Origin of the sequence: Streptosporangium carneum, assembly GCF_027922005.1 — a bacterium.
GTDB classification, from domain to species: Bacteria; Actinomycetota; Actinomycetes; order Streptosporangiales; family Streptosporangiaceae; genus Streptosporangium; species Streptosporangium carneum.
Window position 1 is genome coordinate 226,357 of sequence record NZ_BSEV01000008.1, and the last position, 19,265, is coordinate 245,621.

The following is a 19,265-nucleotide window of genomic DNA, read 5'->3' on the forward strand; positions in this document are numbered from 1 at the left end:
TCGATCTATTTCCTATATGTCAGATTTTACCCCATCAATCCCGCTCTTTACTCCACTTATCCGAACTATGCACAAAAGTTCCGATTTGCGGAACGGTATAAACGAACCCTTGATCCCTCAGGTACGCGACCACTTTTCGCGCAGTTGTGCGCGCAATACCGAACTCTTGGACCATCTGCGCTTCGGAGGGCACAAGGTGGCGGGGCAGGTACTCCCCCCGCTCAATCCTCCCCTGAAGGACCTCGACCACTTGGATCCATATGGGCCGGTCAGGCTCAAACTCGATCACCAGACGAATGTAGACGCGCACCTACGAGCTAGATCATCTAGCTACGAGTGCACACGAGTACAGACGAGTAGATACAAGTATTCGAACATGCGAGCGACTTCACTGCCCAAATGACTCTATGAAACGGACCCGGCCGACGCTTGCCACGTCCGGACGGGTCCTTGATCAGGAAGGCACTCCTGACCCATGACCAACCCTAGTGTTCCGGTCCTGGACCGGCTGTCGATCAGGGACGACTGCGGCTGCTTCGCCGACGCCGCACCGATGCCTATGGGGTGTGCCGACTGCGGTCACGCCCCCTACGCGCACGGCTGTCCCGGTCACCGCTCCGACCATGACTACGTCCAGCCGGACGGCGCGCTGATGGCGGCCCGTCTTCGGGAACGGCGTCGCGCCGGGGCGTGCGTTCTTCCCCGTGTCGCAGCGCCCGCAGAGGTGGCTCCAATCGCGACGGCCAAGGTGCCCGCCCAGCGCCGCCCCGAGCGGCCCGCCGTACGGACGTCACCGGCCGCCTCGGAGACGTCGCCCGCCCCGAAGACCGCCGCCCAGCCCCTGACATCGAACGGGCCTGTTCGGAGCGAACCGCTGCCGTGCACGTCGGTCTCGGCCACACCACCGGTACGGCCGCCGCTGCCCAGAAGAACACGCCGTCCCCTCCCCCGCCCGCGTCCCCGATCCATCGGGCTGTCGCGGCCCGGCGGCCCACGGGTCGGCAGCTGTCGGCCTGCCCGCGACCGCCTGCCCCCGTCTCATGGCACCGGCCAGGCCTGGACCGTCCCCGAGCTTCGGCCGCCCACGTCGTGCGGCGCGCCGCACGTTCTCCTCACCCACCCCACAAGCCGAGTCCGGCTGGACGCCCGCAGCTCCAGCCGAACCCTTGAGCGCGAAGGAGCGCGATCCATGGAGAATGCCAAGGCCATCCTGACGAGTCAGACGATCGAGGGCTGGCGGCTGATCCTCAGCGACGCCGGACGCTTCTGGGCCTTCCGTCAGGCGCCCTTCTCCATCGACGCGTTGCGCGCCGGGGCCGATCCCGCCGTGGACGCCGACACCTTCGCCGAGGTTCGGGACGCGGTGGAGCGGCAGGAGGAGATCGCCCGGCAGGTGACCTCGTGATCAGGCTGCGTCGCTCCCGCCCGCCGGGACGCCACCGCGACGGACAGCCGCACACCAGCGTCCACCGCCGCCTGTGGGACGGCCCCGCCCGGGATGAGGCCCAACGACTGGAACGTTCCATGCCTGCCTGGCTGGTTCTCTACAGCCTGGGCAACCGCCGCTTCTACGCCATCGCCAGGCACTGGGAAACAGCCGAGCCGGTCATCGTCTGCGACGACACCGCCGAAGGGCTGGAAGCGCGGATGCGCGAGGAGGAGACGGCCTTCGCCCGGACGCTCTCCGTGTCCCCTCTCCCGAACGGGCACCACGACGCTCCCTCCCCTCCGCGCATCGTCACTTCCCCGACGCGGGTGCCCGGACCGCCGCATCCCTACCAGTGGGTCGCATGAACACTGATCCACCGCCTCGTCCCAGCCGCCCCGACCCCGCACGGCGGCGGCAGTGCACCGCGTTGGAGGAGACGCATCCGGGCTGGCGGGTCTTTCACGACGCCGGAACCGGCAACAGCGTCTGGAGCGCCTACCGCCGCGCCTTCCCCACCAAACAGGAAGTCGCGGCAGGTGTCCGGCTCCTGATCAGGGCGGCCACCGCCGAGCAACTGGACGAGAAACTGAAGGCCCAGACCGAGATCCTGGCCGCCCTGCCTCCTCCGGAGCCGCCGATCACCCCTCGGACCTTCCTGTAGGTCCTGACCGACCCGGTACGGCTCCGCGAACCCGCACGGCACGCCGTACCCCCTGATCGTGCGACCCGGGAAGGAGTGGGGCACCTCGTCCTGTCCGCGTCCGGGCGGCCGCGCCCTTGTCACGGCCGCCCGGACTCGTTCGTCTGTGGAGCCAGGATCTCGTCTAGGGAGCCAGGATCTCGTCGATCGCGGCGTGCAGGTTCGGGTGCGGGCCGATGTGGTGGAGGTCGGCGATGTGCTGGCCCGTGCCGGTGCTTCTGAGGGTGTCGTTGACCTCGACCGGGGTGAGCACCGCGCCCGCGTTCTTGGCCACTCCCTGGAGGTCGGCCACCACTCCGGCCACGATGGCGCCGGCGCTGGAGGTGCCGTTGAAGGTGCCGGCGTACAGCTTGTTCGGGTTGGTCTCCGAGGGGGTCAGTTCCTGCCAGCCGGGGGCGCCCAGCGTCGCCACGCACGCGCCGTAGGCCTGGACGTTCACCCGCAGGCCGTACGTGGAGAACGACAGCGCGCTCCGCTCCGGGGCCGGGCTGGAGCCGGTGCAGTTCGTCCCGCCGGGGCTGGGCGGCGATCCCGCACCGACCATGATGGCGCCGGAGTCGGGGCGGCCCATGATGGTGGTGGCGTAGGTGTCGCTGGAGTCGTCGAGGTCGTTGCCGCCGTTGCCCGCCGGCTCGACCACGGTCACCCCTGCCGCGACGGCCAGCACCGTCTGGTCGTAGACGCTGCTGTCCACCTCCCACGGGTACCAACCGCTGGAGGTCACGATCGCGACCTCGTACAGGATCACGTCGCCGGGGCTGGAGTGCGCGGTGGCGTAGGCGACGGCGTCGGGAACGGCGGTGCCGGACAGGTGCAGTGTGGCGTTCGGCGCGATGCCCGCGATGCCGACCCCGTTGTCGTCCTGGGCGCCGATGACTCCGGCGACGCCGGTGCCGTGGTGGACGGAGGAGTCGTTGGAGCACGGGTCGCCGAACATGGGCGGCACCTGGACCACCTCGCCGGCCGCGACGCGCCCGGCCAGGTCCTCATGGCACAGGTTCCACGAGTTCAGCACCCCGAGCAGTTCGACCGGGGACGTCCTGCCGGTGGTGGTGCCGTCGCCGAGACGGCCGCTGCCGTTGGCGCCCCAGACGTAGAGCCACTGGCCGAGCTTGGTGACGTTGTGCGCCAGCCCGGCCGCGATCGTCTCGCTGTTCGCGGAGATCGCGATGGGGGTGGTGGAGTCGGTGGTGGTGCCGTTGCCGAGCTGCCCCTGGGCGTTGTCGCCCCAGGTGTAGGTGTCGGAGGTGGCCGACAACGTCGCGGCGACGCTGTGCAGCGAACCCGCCGACACGCTGCTGACGTTGGTCAGGCCGGACACCGCGACCGGGGTCTTCCTGTCGGTGGTGGTGCCGTCGCCGAGCTGCCCCTGGGCGTTGTCGCCCCAGGCCTTGACCGTGCCGCCGGAGATCAGGGCGAGCACGTGGTCGGCGCGGCTGCTGACCTGGCTGACGCCGGTCAGGCCGGACACCGCGACCGGGGAGATCCTGTCGGTGGTGGTGCCGTCGCCGAGCTGCCCCTGGCTGTTGTCACCCCAGGCCTTGACCGTGCCGGTGGAGAGCACCGCGACCGAGTGGGCGGTTCCCGCCGCGACGGTGCCGAGCGTCGCGGACACCCCCGTGAGGCCGGGGACGGCGATCGCGACCGGCGAGTCGGTGCCCGCGTAGCCGAGCTGGCCCTGGCTGTTGTCGCCCCAGGCCCGGACGGTGCCGTCGGCCAGGACGGCCAGGGCATGGCCCGCGCCCGCGCTCACGCCCACCGCGTTGTAGATTCCGGCGACCTGCACCGGGACCGAGCTGTCGGTGAGGGTGCCGTTGCCGAGCTGACCCTGGCTGTTGTCGCCCCAGGCCCACACGGTGCCGTCGTTCTTCATTGCGACCGAGAAGGCGTTGCCCGCGGAGACGGCGGTGACGCCGGTCAGGCCGGGGACGGCGACCGGGACCTTCTTGGTCGTGGTGTGCCCCAGACCGAGCTGGCCCTGGGCGTTGTCACCCCACGACCACACCTGCCCGAACGTCGGGGCCCACGACACCAGCAGGGAGTGGTCGTCACCCGCCGCCACCGTCTGCTGCCCGTACAGCGGGGTCACCACGGACTGGACCTCGATGTCGGTGACCGTGATGCCGTCGCCCTTGCCGCCGGGCTGCGCGTTGGCGTAGTCGGCGTCGACCCCTCCGCCCTGGACGGAGTTGGCCGCGTTTCGGTACTTCTGGTGCGAGCTCAACGGCTCGGTGGGGGATGTCAGGATCGGCTTCGCCTGGGCGATCTCCACCGACGGCAGGGCGTTCAGGTCGCTCAGCAGCGACTCGATGCCCTTGGGCACGGTGACGACGAACCATGAGTTCAGGTCGGGCAGCTCCCGGCCGACCCGCTTCTCCAGCTGGAGGCGCTGCTGGGTGACCTTCGTCTCGGGGGTGGACGACAGCGGCCTGATCGACGCGCCCTTGTACTTGGCCAGCACCCGCTGCACCTCGGAGGCGTCGGCCGAGTTCTCCGCGACCAGTTTGCGGTCGCGCAGCCGTACCTCCCGGTCGGCCTTGAACTTCACCGACAACTGGGTGGTGGAGAACCCCTTGGGAAGCGGCCCGTGCGTCCCGGGTGCCTTCCCCTTGTCCTTGCTGTGGTCATAGGCCTGAGCGGGTTCGGCCCAGGCTGTCCCCGCCGAGACCATCCCGGACAGCGCACCGACCGCCACGGCCAGCACGGCCGCGGCCAGTCGCCGACGCGACGACCATAAACTTCTATGAATCCGGGCATTGGAGTGAACGGACAACAAACTCTCCTCTGGCGTCGTCTTCGACGCACGAGTTCAGAGCCTCACCATCAGTGACCCCGGGCATGCCGAACAGCGACGGCGTGCTTCCCGAGCGCATTGATCCGGAGCCTCGACGCCACCGGAAGGCCCATTACTCGCGCAATCGACATACGTCATGAAAACAACAGACCCGACGAATAAGCATAGGCCGATCACCCACTTAAAAATCAACCTTTAATGCGATTTACACGATCGGCTGTTAAGTGGGCACACGGAGTTATTTCATCGATTCTTAAAAGGTTTGATCTGTCGCGAAAATTTAATGAGGGTACGCTTGACAGCGATCACAAAAGCCCGTAGAAATGACGGTCATTCGATATTCGACCGCGTTCCGTGTCCGGCCGGTCGTCGTACGCGACCACGTCGCGGGAAGGGTGGCCCCCGGCGGGGGCCCGCCGGGCTTCCTTCCGGAGCCGGTGGACTTCCCTTCGGAGAAGGCGCGCACGAACCACCGGAGAAGGCTCGCACGGACCACGCGCTCTTCCCGGAACAGGACACTGCCACGAGAGGGCGGCTTCCGGAGCGGAGCGGATCCGGGCGAAACCCCGGTGAAACAGAGCCGAAGGAAACACGCCCCTGACGGCCCTCATCGTGCGAGAATTTCGGACCTCATCGTGCGAGAAACACCCCGCCACACCACGGGGACGAACAAACGCGGTTCTCAGGGCACGAACACGGCACGGCGACGACCGGACGACACTCGCCCTCGCGAACGCCGCAGCCACATGCCGACGCGTGGAAAAGGCGAGTCGACGGCCGTCGACGCTCGGCCTCCGCCTCGAAATCCCGCACCCACTCGCCGAAGTCCCGCGTGTCTGTCATGTTCCGCACGGCACGGCTGGCATGTGCAGAAACGGCTGGCCTCGTGTGGAGGATTCGGTGGGGATTTTCCCGGCTGCGGTAGGGCACGCCCTACCCCCGGTACGGCTGCCGACATGACTGTCCTGGCGATCACGGGCCGACAGACTTCAGGGCATGGGGAGATCAACTGTGCGACGGATGGCAGCGGTCGGCGTGCTGACGGCGGTGGCGCTGAGTGCGGGGGCTCCGGCCTTCGCGGCGGCGGCCGGCCCGGCGGATCCGCAGACGATGCTGGACACGCTGACCAAGGCGGACGGGTTCACGGGCGCGTTGCTGCACACGAGTGACGGGGGAACGCTCACCTCGGGGGTGGCCGAGCGCGGAACCGACACGCCGATGGTCGGGGCGGAGGGGAGATTCAGGATCGCCAGCGTGACCAAGCCGGTCATGGCGGTCGCGGTGTTGCAGCTCGTGGCACAGGGGCGCATCGAGCTGGACGCTCCGCTGGAGCGCTACCTGCCCGGAGTGGTGCGGGGCAAGGGAGGCGACGGCCGGAAGATCACGGTACGGCAGGTGCTGCAGCAGACCAGCGGGCTGCCGGAGTACGTGTTCCTGGTGGACTGGAACAAGCCGTTTCCCGACACCAAGGGATACCTGGCCCTGGCCCTGGCACAGAAACCCACGGGGAAGCCGGGTGAGCGGTGGGCCTACTCCAACACCAACTACCTGGTGGCGGGGATGATCGTGAACAGGGTCACCGGGCAGGACTTCCGCGTCGTGACGGCCAGGAACATCTTCGGCAGGCTCGGGCTCAAGGGCACCTACTGGCCCAGGCGCGGGGAGACGGGTCTGCGTGGGCCGCACGCCCGCTTCTACGGCACCCTCCCGACCGCTCCCGACAAGGAGGGCGACGTCACCGCGCTGCCCGGCTACGAGTTGGGCGCCAGCGGCGGGCTGGTGTCCACCCCGGCCGACATGAACCGTTTCTGGGAGGGGGTCTTCAACGGCGAGCTGGTCCCCGACGCGACTCTGCGCGCCATGTTCTCGCCGACGGTCGCGACGGCCGATCCCGAGCGATGGCCGCTCAGCGAGAGGTACGGCCTGGGCCTGGGGAAGCGAAAGCTGCCCTGCGGCGGCACGGCCTGGTTGCACGGCGGTGACGTGCCCGGGGTGACGGTGCTCAGCGGCAGGTCCGAGCGGGGCCGTACGGCGACGGTCTACGTGACCGGCTCGGCCGACACCCCCCGCAAAGCCGCCGACCTGATCGCGACCTTCGACGCGGCCATGTGCGCCGGGTGAGACCGGGTCCGGTGTCTCAGAGCGCGACGACGACCTTCCCCGCGGCGTGTCCCTCCTCCGCGTACCTGACGGCGGCGGGGATCTCCTCGAACCGGTAGCGCCGGTCGACGACGGGGGTGACCCTGCCGTCCTCGACGAGTTCGGTCAGCGTCATCAGGTTCTGTTTGTTCTCCGTGCACCGGACCACATTCGTCAGGAACATCCTCTGGGACACGAACGGCGAAACCGCGAGCGCCGAGATGATGTGCCCCATGGGTTGCAGCCATCGGCCACCCGGTCCGCCGACGGCGACGTAGGTCCCCCTGGGGGTCAGCGCCCGTCGGCAGGCCGATCCCGGGCGGCTTCCCGCGATGTCCAGCATCAGGTCGTAGCGCCTGCCGTTCCGCGTGAAATCCTCCTTGGTGTAGTCGACGACCTCGTCCGCGCCGATCGACCGGACCAGGTCCGTGTTCCGCGGGCCGCAGACGCCGGTGACGTGCGCGCCGAACGCCTTGGCGAGTTGCACGGCGAACGTGCCCACGCCTCCTGAGGCCCCGTTGACGAGGACTCTGTGCCCCGGCTGAACCCGCCCCTGGTCGCGCAGGCCCAGCAGGGCGGTGTTGGCGGCCAGCGGCACCGCCGCCGCCTGCTCGAACGACAGGTTCTTCGGTTTGGGCGCCAGTTCGCCTTCCTTGATGCAGACGTACTCGGCGAAGCCGCCCTGTTTGGACATCGCGAACACCTCGTCGCCGGGGCGGAACTCCGTCACGTCCCTGCCGACCGCCTCGACCTGTCCCGCCACGTCGGCGCCCAGGATGTCGATCTTCGGCTTGCGCAGGCCGAGGCCGCCGCCCATCAGGCGCGCGAGGTACGGCTCGCCTCTCATGAGGTGCCAGTCGTACGGCTGGACGGAGGTGGCGCGCACCCGGACCAGCACCTCGTCGTCGCCGGGCACGGGTCTGTCGAGGTCGGTGAGCTCCAACGCCTCGGGTGGGCCGTACGAACGCAGGACGAACGCCTTCATCACATTCTCCTCATCCATCACCGGTGCGGGGGTCTTCTGCCGCGCAGCGGGCCCGCCGGGGACCGCCGCGCTCACGGATCGACGTCGTGGGCCGCGTCGACAGGGCCGAGACGTCGCCGCCCTGAGAACGGCGAGCGTGTCACGGGCCACGAGAAATCAGCGTAGAAGGCCTGTTCAGAGGGCTCATCAGCCGAAAGTACGCCTGATTGGCGGCTGATCGGCCGGCTCAGGTCAGACCGTTCCGCCGATGAACCGTCACCGTCCCGGTCGTCACGATCGGGTCATGACCGACGAGAGCCTGACAGAACACCTTCCGCCGCAGAGAGGCGACCGGGCGACGAACGGCGGGCGCACGGAACGGACTTCCGCCGTGGCCTCCTCAGCCGGGACGTCCTGGCTCGTGCCTGCCGCGCTGCTTCTGCTCAGCGCGATTCCGGTGATCGCCGGAACCGTCCGCCTGACCGAGCTGACGGGCGGCGCGGAGGTCACCCCGGCGAACGCGCGGTTCTTCGCCGCTCCCCTGCCCGTGGTGCTGCACATCCTCGGTGTCAGCCTGTACAGCGTCGCGGGGGCCTTCCAGTTCGCCCCCCGTCTCCGCCGCCGGAGGCCCGGCTGGCACCGCGTCGCCGGACGGGTCCTGGTCCTGTGCGGACTCGTCTCGGCGCTTTCCGGGCTGTGGATGACCCTGTTCTATCCGCGCCCCGCCGGTGACGGTGATCTCGTGTCCGCTCTCCGGCTCGTGTTCGGCTCGGCCATGCTCCTGGCCGTGGTTCTCGGTTTCACCGCGATCCGGCGGCGGGACTTCGCCCGGCACCGCGCCTGGATGATCCGTGGTTACGCGATCGGCCTGGGCGCGGGCACGCAGGCGCTGACCCACCTGCCCTGGTTCCTGCTCGTCGGCACGCCTGGCGAGCTTCCCAGAGCGCTGCTCATGGGCGCCGGTTGGGTGATAAACGTCGCCGTGGCCGAATGGATCATCCGCAGGCGGCCGAACAGGCCGGGCCGCGCCAGGTCAGGTCCCGCCGACGCGGGCGGTCGCACGACCCGGCTCAGCTCCTGACGCGGTTGGTCTCGTAGGCCCACATGGCGATCTCGACGCGGTTGCGGGCGCCGAGTTTGGCCATCAGGCTGGCGACGTGGGACTTGACGGTGCTGAGCGAGATGTGAAGCTCGTCGGCGATCTCGTTGTTGGTCCTCCCGCGTGCCACGACGGCCAGGATCTGTTCCTCCCGGTCGGTGAGCACCTCGACGGGGTGCACCGGCGCCGAGGCGGGCCCGGTGCGGGCGAAGGCTCCGAGCAGGCGCGCGGTGACGCTCGGGGCGATGAGCGCGTCGCCTGCGGCGGCGGCGTGGACGGCCTGGGAGAGCATGGCGGCCCCGGCGTTCTTGAGCAGAAACCCCCGGGCACCGGCTCGCAGGGCGGCGTAGACGTACTCGTCGAGGTCGAATGTGGTGATGACGACGACGGCGAGGGGGTCGGCGACGTCCGGCCCGGCGAGGGATCGGGTGGCTTCGATGCCGTCGAGGCCCGGCATGCGAATGTCGAACAGGCACACGTCGGGGCGTAGGCGTCGCGCGAGCTCGACGGCTCGCCGCCCGTCGGCGGCCTCGCCGACGACCTCGATGTCCGGCTGGGCGCCGAGGATCATCACGAGCCCGGTGCGGACGATCTCCTGGTCGTCGGCGACGAGCACCCGGATGCCGCTCATGTCGCCGCCCCGGTCCGGGGCAGCACGGCGGTCACGGTCCAGCCGCGATCGGAGTCGGGGCCTGCTTCGCAGGTTCCGCCGAGCAGGTCGGCGCGTTCGATCATGCCGATGAGTCCGTACCCCGGCGACGCGGCCGGACGGATGAGGCCGCTGTCGCCGTCGTCGCTCACGCGCAGGCGCACCGAGGTGTCGTCGGCGGTGACGCGGACCTCGACGCGGGTGGCGTGCCGGGCGTGCCGGCGGGCGTTGGTGACCGACTCCTGGGCGATGCGGTAGATCGCGGCCTCGACCGACGGGGGAAGGTCGCCGAGGTCGCCTGAGATCTCCACGTCGACGGACGGGCCGGAACGGCCTCGGCCCGTGAGCTGTTCGAGGTCGGCGATGCGGCGGCCCGGCTCCAGTTCCGCGGACTCGTCCCGGCGCAGGAGGCGGACCATGGCGCGCATCTCGTCGAGGGCGCGCGCCGCCTCGGCCTCGATCACGTGGAGCGCCTCGGTGGCGGCGTCCGGCCGCGACGCCGACGTGGCGATGCCGGCCTGTGCCCGGATCGCCATCGCCGAGACGTGATGGGCGACGGTGTCGTGCAGGTCGCGGGCCAGCCGTTCGCGTTCGAGCAGCTTGATCTGCTCGAGCTCGCGCGTCCTCGCCCCGGCGCGGTAGCGGAAGGCCCCGCCCAGGGCGACGGCAGAGGACGTGACGGCGAACGCGCCGACCATGTCGCCGGGGGTGAGGCGGCCGAAGAGCAGCGAGAGGGAGACCATGACGATCATGAGCGTCAACCCGATCGCGACCTCGCGTCCCGACCCCCACCGGAACAGCGCGTAGAACACGACCAGGAGGTACACCATCGTGTACGTCTCCAGGGGGACGCCGTCCGTCAGCAGCGGGGCGAGGCTCGTGACGCCGCAGACGATCGCGACCATCGGCAGCGGTCTGGTCCGACGCCACAGCAACGTCGGCGTCAGCCCGACGGTGACGATCACCGAGACGGCCCGCCACGGAAGGTCGGGCCGCAGGACCCCTTCGAGGATCGCGACCGGCACGAGCACCCCCACGAGCACCCAGTCCCGCCACACCCGCGACGGCGGATCGGGAGGGCGGGGCTCGTTCCACACGGAGCGCAGCAGGCCGGACACCACATCATCGTACGAGAGCCCGTTCCACCCTGGAGCATCTGAAAACACACGTTTCACCGGCACGCTCGCCTCCACCGGCATCGGCGCGTCGCCGTGCCGTCACCCGGAGGAACCGGCGTGGCACACCTCTCGCCACGACAGGTCCCACCCCCCGGAGGGCGCCCACGCTTTCTCCCCGCCGCGAGGGAGTGCAGAAACCGTCAACAACAATTACAGAAATGGTCAATGACAACCCACCCGTAACCCGACAAACTAATTAAAGATTCACCCAAGAAGGGAGGTAAATGCGCAAGAAACCACAGAATTCACAGATGACGGCCGACGGCGAACTCCCTGACCGCCTGTCTCACCGTGACCGCCACCGGCCCCGCGTCCGGGGAGTGCGGCTCCCCCGATGAGCACTCCCCTTCTGCGCGCCCCACACGTTCTGTGCGCCCCTCACGTTCTGTGCGCCCCACACACCCGCGCGTAGCCGGGACGCACCCAGGCCTGCGAGGCGCATCGGTCACCACATCGGCTCCATCCTCCACCGGTGCCGCCTCTCCCCGATCGAAAGCCGCGCACTCCGCGCCGTCCGACGGTGCAGGACCGACGGCGGCGCCGGCCGTACCACCGTCTTCCCGCGACCGGAGACAACCGGCTCCGCGCGTCGTGCCTTTGTCGCCACAGCAGCATCATCCGACCCAGGAGAGAGCATGCGTCCTAACAAACTCACATCTGTCGCCCTGGCCGCCCTCGTCGGTTGTGCAGGCCTGACGGCGGTGGCCGTCGTCACCCCGGCCACGGCCTCCTCCACCTCCGTGGCCGCCTTCAAGGGCTACCAGATCGTCAAGCTGCCCAACGCCAACGTCCCCAACTTCACCCGCCGCGTCGTCAAGTGCCCCGCCGGCAAGCGGGCCGTCGGCGGCGGAGCCGAGGCCCAGGGCAACGACGCGATCCTGGTCGGCTCCTTCCCCACCGACGACGGCACGGGATGGATCGGCCTCGGCCGCCAGAACGACTACCAGGACGTCGGCATCAGCGTCTACGCGATCTGCGCCGCCGTCAGCTGACCCGCGCCCGCCCTCCCCCGGCCGGATCCCGATCCGGCCGGGACCTTTCCCGAGCCCGCACCCCTTGGAAACAGCCGGAGCCCCGGCCCCCGGCCACGGAGCTTCGTCCCGGCCGGGCCGGTGCGCGGTGCCGAGCGCCGCAGCGCGACCCCACGGCGCTCGGCACCGCACGCCGGCCCGGCCGGACACATCACCTGCGCGATACGGGACGCCCCGGGCACACGGCGCGGCCGTGAAGGCGGAGACACGGCCCGGCCGTGGAGGCGGACATCGTGGCGGGCTCCGCCGACACCGCAGGACAGACGCGCTTCGCATCGGAGCCGTGTCCGGACGGCACGCCATCCCCCCTGCCGCCCTACAAGGAGAACAGATGTCTCATCCCCCACAGCGCCCAGCCTTACCCAGGGGTCTGGTCCGGGCGCTCGTCGGCATGCTCGCGCTCTTGTGCCTGGTCCTTCCCCAGAGCATGGCGAACGCCGCGCCGTCCGAGCCCGGCAAGATCGACGCGGCGGTCCGCGCCGACCTGAAGGACGGCCAGGCTACCTTCTGGGTTCGCCTGAAGGGCGAGGCCGATCTCGGCGCCGCCCGCGCGGCCGTCACGAAGGCGGCCAAGGCCAAGGCGGTGTACGACTCCAAGACCTCGCACGCGAAGAGGTCCCAGGCCAGGCTCCGCGCGTTGCTGACCGAACGGCACGCCGAGCACACCCCGTTCTGGATCGTCAACGCGGTGAAGGTGACCGCCGACGCCGAGCTGGCGGCACGGATCGCCGCCCTGCCCGAGGTGGCCGCCGTCGAACCCGTCGGCACGGTCGAGATGCCCAAACACAAGCCGGGCAAGGCGGACGCGAGGGCAAGGGCGGCGAACACGGTCGAATGGAACATCGACCGGATAAAGGCGCCGCGGGTGTGGAACGAGCTGAACAACCGGGGCGAGGGCATCGTCGTCGCCGTCTTCGACAGCGGAGTGGACTTCGAGCACCCGGAGCTGATCGAGCAGTACCGCGGCAGGCGTGCCGACGGCAGCGTGGACCACAACTACAACTGGTTCGACCCCAGCGGACTCTGCCTCGAGCAGGCGCCGTGCGACCGGCAGGGGCACGGCACGCACGTGGCCGGCATCATGACCGGCAAGAACGGGATCGGGGTCGCGCCCGGCGCCCGGTGGATCGCCACCAACGGCTGCAGCACCGGCAGCTGCGGGGACGCCGATCTGCTGGCGGCCGGGCAGTGGATGATCGCGCCCACCGACCTGAACGGCCACAACCCCCGTCCCGACCTCGCCCCCGACATCATCAACAGCTCCTGGGGCTGGATGCAGCGTGTCTTCGACTACCGGCAGACCGTCGAGGCGTGGGTCGCCGCGGGCATCTTCCCGATGTTCGCCAACGGCAACGAGGGGAACGAAACACCGTGCGACTCAAGCATCAGCCCCGCCAAGTACGTCGCGAGCTACAGCGCGGGCAACCTCGACAGCAACGGCAACATGTACTACACCTCCAGCCGGGGTCCGGGTGACAACGGGGAGATCAAACCCAACATCTCCGCCCCGGGGACCGACATACGCTCGGCGGCTCTCGGCGGTGGATACGTCAACGACACCGGGACCTCCATGGCGTCCCCGCACGTGGCCGGCGCGGTCGCGCTGCTGTGGTCCGCCGCGCCGTCCCTGAGGAGGGACGTGGCCGCCACCCGGCTGCTGCTCGACGACACCGCCGTCGACATCCCCGACACGAGATGCGGCGGGACATCCGACGACAACAACGTCGCCGGTGAGGGCGCCCTGGACGCCCACGCCGCCGTGCAGGCCGCGCCGGACGAACCGCTCGGCGACCTGCGCGGCACGCTCACCGCCGGCGGCCTGCCCCTGCCCAAGGCCGACGTGACGGTCACCGGGCCGCTGGGCCGTACGGTGGCCACAGGCGAGGACGGCACCTACTCCGTGCCGCGCCTGCCTCCCGGCGACTACCAGGTCACCGCCACCCGGTTCGGCTACCAGGCCTCCTCCCGGACGGTGACGGTCGCGGACGGCCAGACGGTGAGCGCCGACCTCACGCTGACCCGCCTGCCCCACGCTGTCGTCTCCGGCACGGTCACCGCGGCGGGCGTACCCGAGCCGGGTGCCACGATCACCGTGTCCGGCACGTCGGTCAAGGTGGTCACCGACGGTGCGGGCCGCTACCGGATGGAGCTGCCGCACGGCTCCCACCGCCTGGAGATCAAAGCCACCTCCCGCTGCGTCGCCGCGGCCACCGAGCAGATCACCATGACCGCGGACCAGACCGAGAACATCGATCTGCGGCTGCGCAGCGACGCCTTCGGCTACACCTGCACCGAGGGCGCCGAGCCGTACGTGGCGGGCACCCAGCGCCTCGCGCTGGCCGGCGCAACGGCGGCCGAGCGGGTGACGCTGCCGTTCCCGGTGCCCTTCTACGGCGCCCCCCGGAGCGAGATCTGGGTCGCCTCCGACGGGTTCGCGTCCTTCACCGCGATCTCATCCGCCGACGGGCACAACGCGGCCCTGCCGGACGGGGAGTCCCCTCATCTGGCGGTCTATCCGTTCTGGGACGACCTGAACGTGAGCGGCGGCGCCGGCGTCTACACCGCCACGGTCGGCACGGCCCCCCGCCGGTCCTTCGTGATCGAATGGCGCGACGTCGCCCTGCTGGACACCGGCCCGCGCCTGTCGTTCTCCGTACTGCTGGGCGAGGACGGCACGATCGGCTACCGCTACAAGGACCTCGGCACCGACCTCGAGCAGGGCAAGGACGCCACGATCGGGATCGAGAACGCCACCAGCACCGACGCGCTGCTCTACTCCTACAACACCACCTCGCTCACCAACGGGCAGAGCCTGACGTTCACCGCCGATCGCGGCGTGGTGCGCGGCACGGTCACCGACGCCAACGACGGCCAGGCGGTGGCCGGGGCGACGGTGACGTTCCCCCACGTGGCCACGTTCACCACCGGCCAGGACGGCACCTTCTACGGCCAGATCCCCGCCGGAAACCACACCGCGCAGGTGTCCAGGCAGCACTACGGCACCACCACCCGGTACGTGACCGTCGCCCCGCGTGCCGTCACCACCGTGGACACCGCCCTGATCACCGGAAAGGTCACCGCCTCACCCGCGCAGGTGAGTCTGACGGCTCCGCCCGGCGCCACCAGGACGGCGACCGTCACACTCACCAACCACGGCTGGCCGACCCCCTTCGACGTCACCGCCGAATCGGACCGGCCCGGCTGGCTGAGCGTCTCTCCCGGGACGGGCGGACTCCTCAAGGACCAGTCGGCGGCCCTGACCGTCACCGTCTCCACCGCCGGTCTCGCGCCCGGCGACACGCGCAGCGGCGAACTCGTCATCCGCTCGACCAGCGGGCGCCGGCCGGTCTTCCAGGTCCCGGTGACCCTGACGGTGCCCTGACAGCGGGCGCCCCACCGCCGCTGACCGCCCCGCGCCGAAGCCCCCGTCCCAGCCTCCCGGCCGGGACGGGGGCTCCCCCGTCCCCACCCCCTACCAGGAACAGCGCCGTTCCCCGGGGCTCTTCCGGGAGCTCGCGGCCGACGACCGTACGGTTCCCCGACGGCACCCGCCGGTACGCGGTGTCACCGCGGGTCATCGCCTTCCGGGCCCACGCCGAACGGGTTGTCGACGACGTAACGCCAGTGCCCGTCCTGTCCGCGCCGGGCGACGTCGGTGGCGGTGCCCTCCACGTGCACGGGGCGGCCGTCACGGTCCGTGCCGTCGATGGTCCAGTCCACGATCAGCAGCGCGATGTCGCCGGCGGTGTAGACGTGCCGCGGCCGGACGGCGATCGGCGCCCCGATGCTCATGAACTCCTCGTTGGCGGCATGGGCCTGGGGTCCGGTCAGTGGGGAGCCCGGCTCGGGGACGAACACCGCCCCGCTCTCGTACACCTCCGCCACCGCCGCCGGATCACCGCTGTTGAACCGCTCGGCGAACACCAGGGGCACGTCCTCGGGACGGTCTGCCAGTCGTCGCGTCATCACCGCACGTCCTTTCAGCGGGTAGAAATCACCGAGACGCGGAAACGCTAGGAGGCGCTCTCGTGACTCACCAAACGGTTGGCCACCCGCCCCGGCCGGGCCTGCCCGACGACCCTCTCGCGAGCGTCGGCGAACCCACCCCGTCCTGTCCGGTGGAGGTCACCCTCGCGGCCCTGCGCGGTCGCTGGACGACCCTCGTGATCCGCGAGCTTCTGCGCGGCGACCGCACCTTCAGCGAACTCCGCCAGGCGCTGCCCGCGCTGTCGGACAAGGTGCTGTCCGACCGGCTGGCGCACCTCGTCCAGGTCGGTGTCCTGGACCGCCGCCGTCAGGCCGACTGGCCGCCCCGCACCCACTACGGGCTCACGCCCCACGGACGACGCCTCGGCCCCGTCCTCCAGGCGCTCTGGGACTGGGGCGCCCAGCAGCCGCCCCCGGCGTCCGAGCCCTGATCGCGCCGGCGCGAGAGTTCGCAGGACATGTCCCGGCCCCCGCGTCGGACGACGCGGGGGCCGGGACGCAAGATGTTCCGCTACGGAGCCAGGATGTCGTCGATGGCCGCGTGCAGGTCGGGTTGCGGGCCGATGTGGTGGGGGTCGCCGGTGGCCTGCGGCGTGCCGGTCAGTTTGAGGGTGTCGCGGACCTGGGCCGGGGTGAGCACCCCGGTCGCCGCCTTGGCCACGCCCTGCAGGTCGGCCACCGCGCCGGCGACGACGGCGCTGGCGCTGGAGGTGCCGCTGAAGACGCCGGTGTACATCTTGGTCGGATCGGTCACCGACGGGGTCAGGTCGTTGGAGCTGGTGGTGCCCAGGGTCGCCACGCACGCGCCGTAGGCCTGAACGTCCACGCGTGAGCCGTACGTGGAGAACGACATGGCGGTCCGCTCGGCGGGCGGGGAGGAGCCGAGGCAGTTCGTCCCGCCGGGGCTGGGCGGCGCGCCCGCCCCGACCACGATGGCGCCGGAGTCGGGACGCCCCATGAAGGTGGCGGCGTAGGCGTCGGTCGGGTCGTCGAGGTCGTTGCCGCCGTTGCCCGCCGCCTCGACCACGGTCACCCCGGCCGCGGTGGCCAGCACCGTCTGGTCGTAGATGCTGCTGTCCACCTCCCAGGGGTACCAGCCTTCGTCGAGGTTGCCGGGCACCACCGCGAGCTCGTACAGGATCACGTCACCGGGTCCGGAAGTCGAGGTGGCGTAGGCGACGGGGTCGGAGATGTCGGTGCCGGTCAGGTGCAGCGTGGCGTGCGGCGCGATGCCCGCCATGCCGACCCCGTTGTCGTCCTTGGCGCCGATCACCCCGGCGACGGAGGTGCCGTGGTAGACCGAGACGTCGTTGGAGCACGGGTCGCCGAACATGGACGGCAGCTGCACCACCGCGCCGGTCGCGACGCGCCCGGCGAGGTCCTCATGACACAGGTTCCACCGGGTGGTCACCCCGCTCAGCTGGGTCGGGCTGGTCCGGGAGACGGTGGTGCCGTCGCCGAGCCGGCCGCTGCCGTTGGAACCCCAGACGTGGAAGGTCGGGGTGACCTTGGTGAGGGTGTGGGACAGGCCCGCCGCGATCCAGTCGGCGGACACGGAGGTCGCGACGGGCGTCTTGGAGTCGACGGTGGTGCCGTTGCCGAGCTGGCCCTGGGCGTTGTCGCCCCAGGTGTACGTCGCCGTGGGCGTGCCGGACGACGACGTCGTGGCGACGCTGTGCAGGGAGCCCGCGGAAACGCTGTTGACGTTGCTCAGGCCGGGGACGGTGGTCGGGGTCTTCCTGTCGGTCAGGGTGCCGTCGCCGATCTGGCCCTGGCTGTTGTCGCCCCACGCCTTGACCGTGCCTGCGGACAGCACGGCGAGAACGTGGTCGCCGCGGCTGCTGACCTGGGTGACGCCGCTCAGCCCGGGGACGGTGGTCGGGGAGAGCCGGTCGATGACGGTGCCGTCGCCGATCTGGCCCTGGCTGTTGTCGCCCCACGCCTTGACCGTGCCTGCGGACAGCAGGGCGACCGAGTTGCCGCCTCCCGCCGCGACACCGCCGCTTCCGGCGAACACACCCGTGAGGCCGGGAACGGTGGTCGCGGTCGAGGAGTCGAAGCCCGTGCTGCCGTAGCCGAGCTGGCGCTGGCTGTTGTCGCCCCAGGCCTTGACGGTGCCGTCGGACAGGACGGCCAGGACATGGCCCGCGCCCGCGCTCACCGCCATCGCGTTGGTGATGCCGGTGACCTGCACCGGGACCAGGCTGTCGGTGAAGGTGCCGTTGCCGAGCTGCCCCTGGCTGTTGTCGCCCCAGGCCCACACGGTGCCGTCGATCTTCATTGCGACCGAGTAACCGTTGCCGGCGGAGACGGACTGGACACCGGTCAGGCCGGGAACCCGTGACGGGACCTTCCTGCCCGTGGTGTGGCCCAGACCGAGCTGGCCCTGGGCGTTGTCACCCCACGCCCACGCCTCTCCGCCGGAAGCACCCCACAGAAGCGCCAGCGAGTGGTCGTTGCCCGCGGCGATGGTCTGCGGCCCGTAGCCGGGGATCACCGTGGACTGGACCTCGAGGTCGGTGACGGTGATGCCGTCGCCCTTGCCGCCGGGCTGCGCGTTGGCGTACTCGGCGTCGACCCCTCCGCCCTGTACGGAGTTGGCCGCGTTGCGGTACTTCTGGTGCGAGCTTAGCGGCTCGGTGGGCGACACCGGGATGGGCTTGGCCTGGGCGATCTCGACCGACGGCAGGGCGTTCAGGTCTTTCAGCAGCGGCTCGACGCCCTCGGGAACGGTGACGACGAACCACGAGTTCAGGTCGGGGAGTCTGCGACCGGTCTTCTTCTCCAACTGGAGGCGCCGCTCGGTGACCTTCGTCTCAGGGGTGGACGACAGCGGCCTGATCGACGCGCCCTTGTACCTGGCCAGCACCCGCTGGATCTCGGAGGCGTCGGCCGCGTCCTCCGCGACCAGCTTGCGGTCGCGCAGCCGTACGACCAGGTCGGGCTTGAACTTCACCGACAGCTGGGTTCTGGAGAACCCTTTGGGAAGCGGCCCGTGCGTCCCCGGCGCGACCCCCTTCTCCTTGCTGTGGTCGTAGGGGGGAGCGGGTTCGGCCGAGGCCGGTCCGGCCGAGACCACTCCCGGCACCATGCCGAAGGTCACGGTGAGCAGGGCCGCGGCGAGCCGCCGTCGTGCTGTCTGAGACCTTCCACGGTCCCGGACATTGGAGTGAACTGACAACGAATTCTCCTATGGAGCCCTCAATGCCGCATGAGTTCAGAGCGTCACATCCGGTTACCGGGACATTCCGATCGGCGGCGGCATGCTTCCTGAGAACATCAATCCGAGGCCGCC

15 protein-coding genes are annotated in these 19,265 nt (G+C 70.3%); 8 read left to right on the top strand and 7 right to left on the bottom strand.

The window, feature by feature from the left end; all coding sequences use genetic code 11:
* Window positions 1–34 precede the first annotated feature (34 nt).
* Window positions 35–310, bottom strand: a complete 276-nt coding sequence (locus tag PKF00_RS19695) for a GntR family transcriptional regulator (RefSeq protein WP_309298418.1) — start codon at window positions 308–310, stop codon at window positions 35–37.
* A gap of 879 nt (window positions 311–1,189) precedes the next feature.
* On the opposite strand from PKF00_RS19695, the gene PKF00_RS19700 reads away from it, so the two are divergent.
* From PKF00_RS19700 to PKF00_RS19710, 3 genes are read left to right on the top strand one after another with little or no spacing between them, the layout of a single operon-like run.
* Window positions 1,190–1,405, top strand: a complete 216-nt coding sequence (locus PKF00_RS19700; RefSeq protein WP_271219030.1) for a hypothetical protein — start codon at window positions 1,190–1,192, stop codon at window positions 1,403–1,405.
* Entirely contained in the window at window positions 1,402–1,794 is a 393-nt protein-coding gene (locus PKF00_RS19705; protein WP_271219031.1) for a hypothetical protein, read from the top strand. The genes PKF00_RS19700 and PKF00_RS19705 overlap by 4 nt, the downstream gene beginning before the upstream one ends.
* Window positions 1,791–2,090 carry a hypothetical protein gene (locus tag PKF00_RS19710; RefSeq protein WP_271219032.1) on the top strand — a complete coding sequence of 100 codons (300 nt, stop codon included), beginning with the start codon at window positions 1,791–1,793 and terminating at the stop codon, window positions 2,088–2,090. Before PKF00_RS19705 ends, PKF00_RS19710 begins: the two co-directional genes overlap by 4 nt.
* A 163-nt stretch (window positions 2,091–2,253) precedes the next feature.
* Here the strand turns inward: PKF00_RS19710 and PKF00_RS19715 are convergent, their stop codons facing one another.
* Complete coding sequence (locus PKF00_RS19715) at window positions 2,254–4,824, bottom strand: RCC1 domain-containing protein (protein WP_271219033.1); 2,571 nt, start codon at window positions 4,822–4,824, stop codon at window positions 2,254–2,256.
* Between the two features lie 1,119 nt (window positions 4,825–5,943).
* Between PKF00_RS19715 and PKF00_RS19720 the strand changes: the two genes are divergently transcribed.
* On the top strand, window positions 5,944–7,044 hold the full coding sequence (locus tag PKF00_RS19720) for a serine hydrolase domain-containing protein (RefSeq protein WP_271219154.1): 1,101 nt from the start codon (window positions 5,944–5,946) through the stop codon (window positions 7,042–7,044).
* Between the two features lie 16 nt (window positions 7,045–7,060).
* Here the strand turns inward: PKF00_RS19720 and PKF00_RS19725 are convergent, their stop codons facing one another.
* Window positions 7,061–8,047 carry an NAD(P)-dependent alcohol dehydrogenase gene (locus tag PKF00_RS19725; protein WP_271219034.1) on the bottom strand — a complete coding sequence of 329 codons (987 nt, stop codon included), beginning with the start codon at window positions 8,045–8,047 and terminating at the stop codon, window positions 7,061–7,063.
* Window positions 8,048–8,330: 283 nt separating this feature from the next.
* Here PKF00_RS19725 and PKF00_RS19730 point away from each other — a divergent pair, with 283 nt between their 5' ends.
* The gene (locus PKF00_RS19730) at window positions 8,331–9,107 is read left to right on the top strand and encodes a DUF2306 domain-containing protein (protein ID WP_271219035.1); all 777 of its coding nucleotides are present in this window, start codon (window positions 8,331–8,333) and stop codon (window positions 9,105–9,107) included.
* On the opposite strand, the gene PKF00_RS19735 is transcribed toward PKF00_RS19730, so the two are convergent.
* Both PKF00_RS19735 and PKF00_RS19740 read right to left on the bottom strand, forming a co-directional pair.
* The gene (locus PKF00_RS19735) at window positions 9,097–9,756 is read right to left on the bottom strand and encodes a response regulator transcription factor (RefSeq protein WP_271219036.1); all 660 of its coding nucleotides are present in this window, start codon (window positions 9,754–9,756) and stop codon (window positions 9,097–9,099) included. The genes PKF00_RS19730 and PKF00_RS19735 overlap by 11 nt on opposite strands.
* A complete protein-coding gene (locus PKF00_RS19740; RefSeq protein ID WP_271219037.1) occupies window positions 9,753–10,892 on the bottom strand; it encodes a sensor histidine kinase in 1,140 nt (379 codons plus the stop codon). The genes PKF00_RS19735 and PKF00_RS19740 overlap by 4 nt, the downstream gene beginning before the upstream one ends.
* 695 nt (window positions 10,893–11,587) lie before the next feature.
* On the opposite strand from PKF00_RS19740, the gene PKF00_RS19745 reads away from it, so the two are divergent.
* Window positions 11,588–11,944 (top strand): hypothetical protein, encoded by a 357-nt coding sequence (locus tag PKF00_RS19745; protein WP_271219038.1) that lies wholly within the window; start codon window positions 11,588–11,590, stop codon window positions 11,942–11,944.
* A 370-nt stretch (window positions 11,945–12,314) separates the two neighbouring features.
* On the top strand, window positions 12,315–15,365 hold the full coding sequence (locus PKF00_RS19750; protein WP_271219039.1) for a S8 family serine peptidase: 3,051 nt from the start codon (window positions 12,315–12,317) through the stop codon (window positions 15,363–15,365).
* Between the two features lie 182 nt (window positions 15,366–15,547).
* On the opposite strand, the gene PKF00_RS19755 is transcribed toward PKF00_RS19750, so the two are convergent.
* Entirely contained in the window at window positions 15,548–15,949 is a 402-nt protein-coding gene (locus PKF00_RS19755; RefSeq protein WP_271219040.1) for a YybH family protein, read from the bottom strand.
* Window positions 15,950–16,011: 62 nt separating this feature from the next.
* Between PKF00_RS19755 and PKF00_RS19760 the strand changes: the two genes are divergently transcribed.
* Window positions 16,012–16,401, top strand: coding sequence for a winged helix-turn-helix transcriptional regulator (locus PKF00_RS19760; RefSeq protein ID WP_271219041.1), 390 nt, complete (start codon window positions 16,012–16,014; stop codon window positions 16,399–16,401).
* Window positions 16,402–16,481: 80 nt separating this feature from the next.
* Here the strand turns inward: PKF00_RS19760 and PKF00_RS19765 are convergent, their stop codons facing one another.
* Window positions 16,482–19,151, bottom strand: a complete 2,670-nt coding sequence (locus PKF00_RS19765; RefSeq protein WP_271219042.1) for an RCC1 domain-containing protein — start codon at window positions 19,149–19,151, stop codon at window positions 16,482–16,484.
* Window positions 19,152–19,265: the final 114 nt, after the last annotated feature.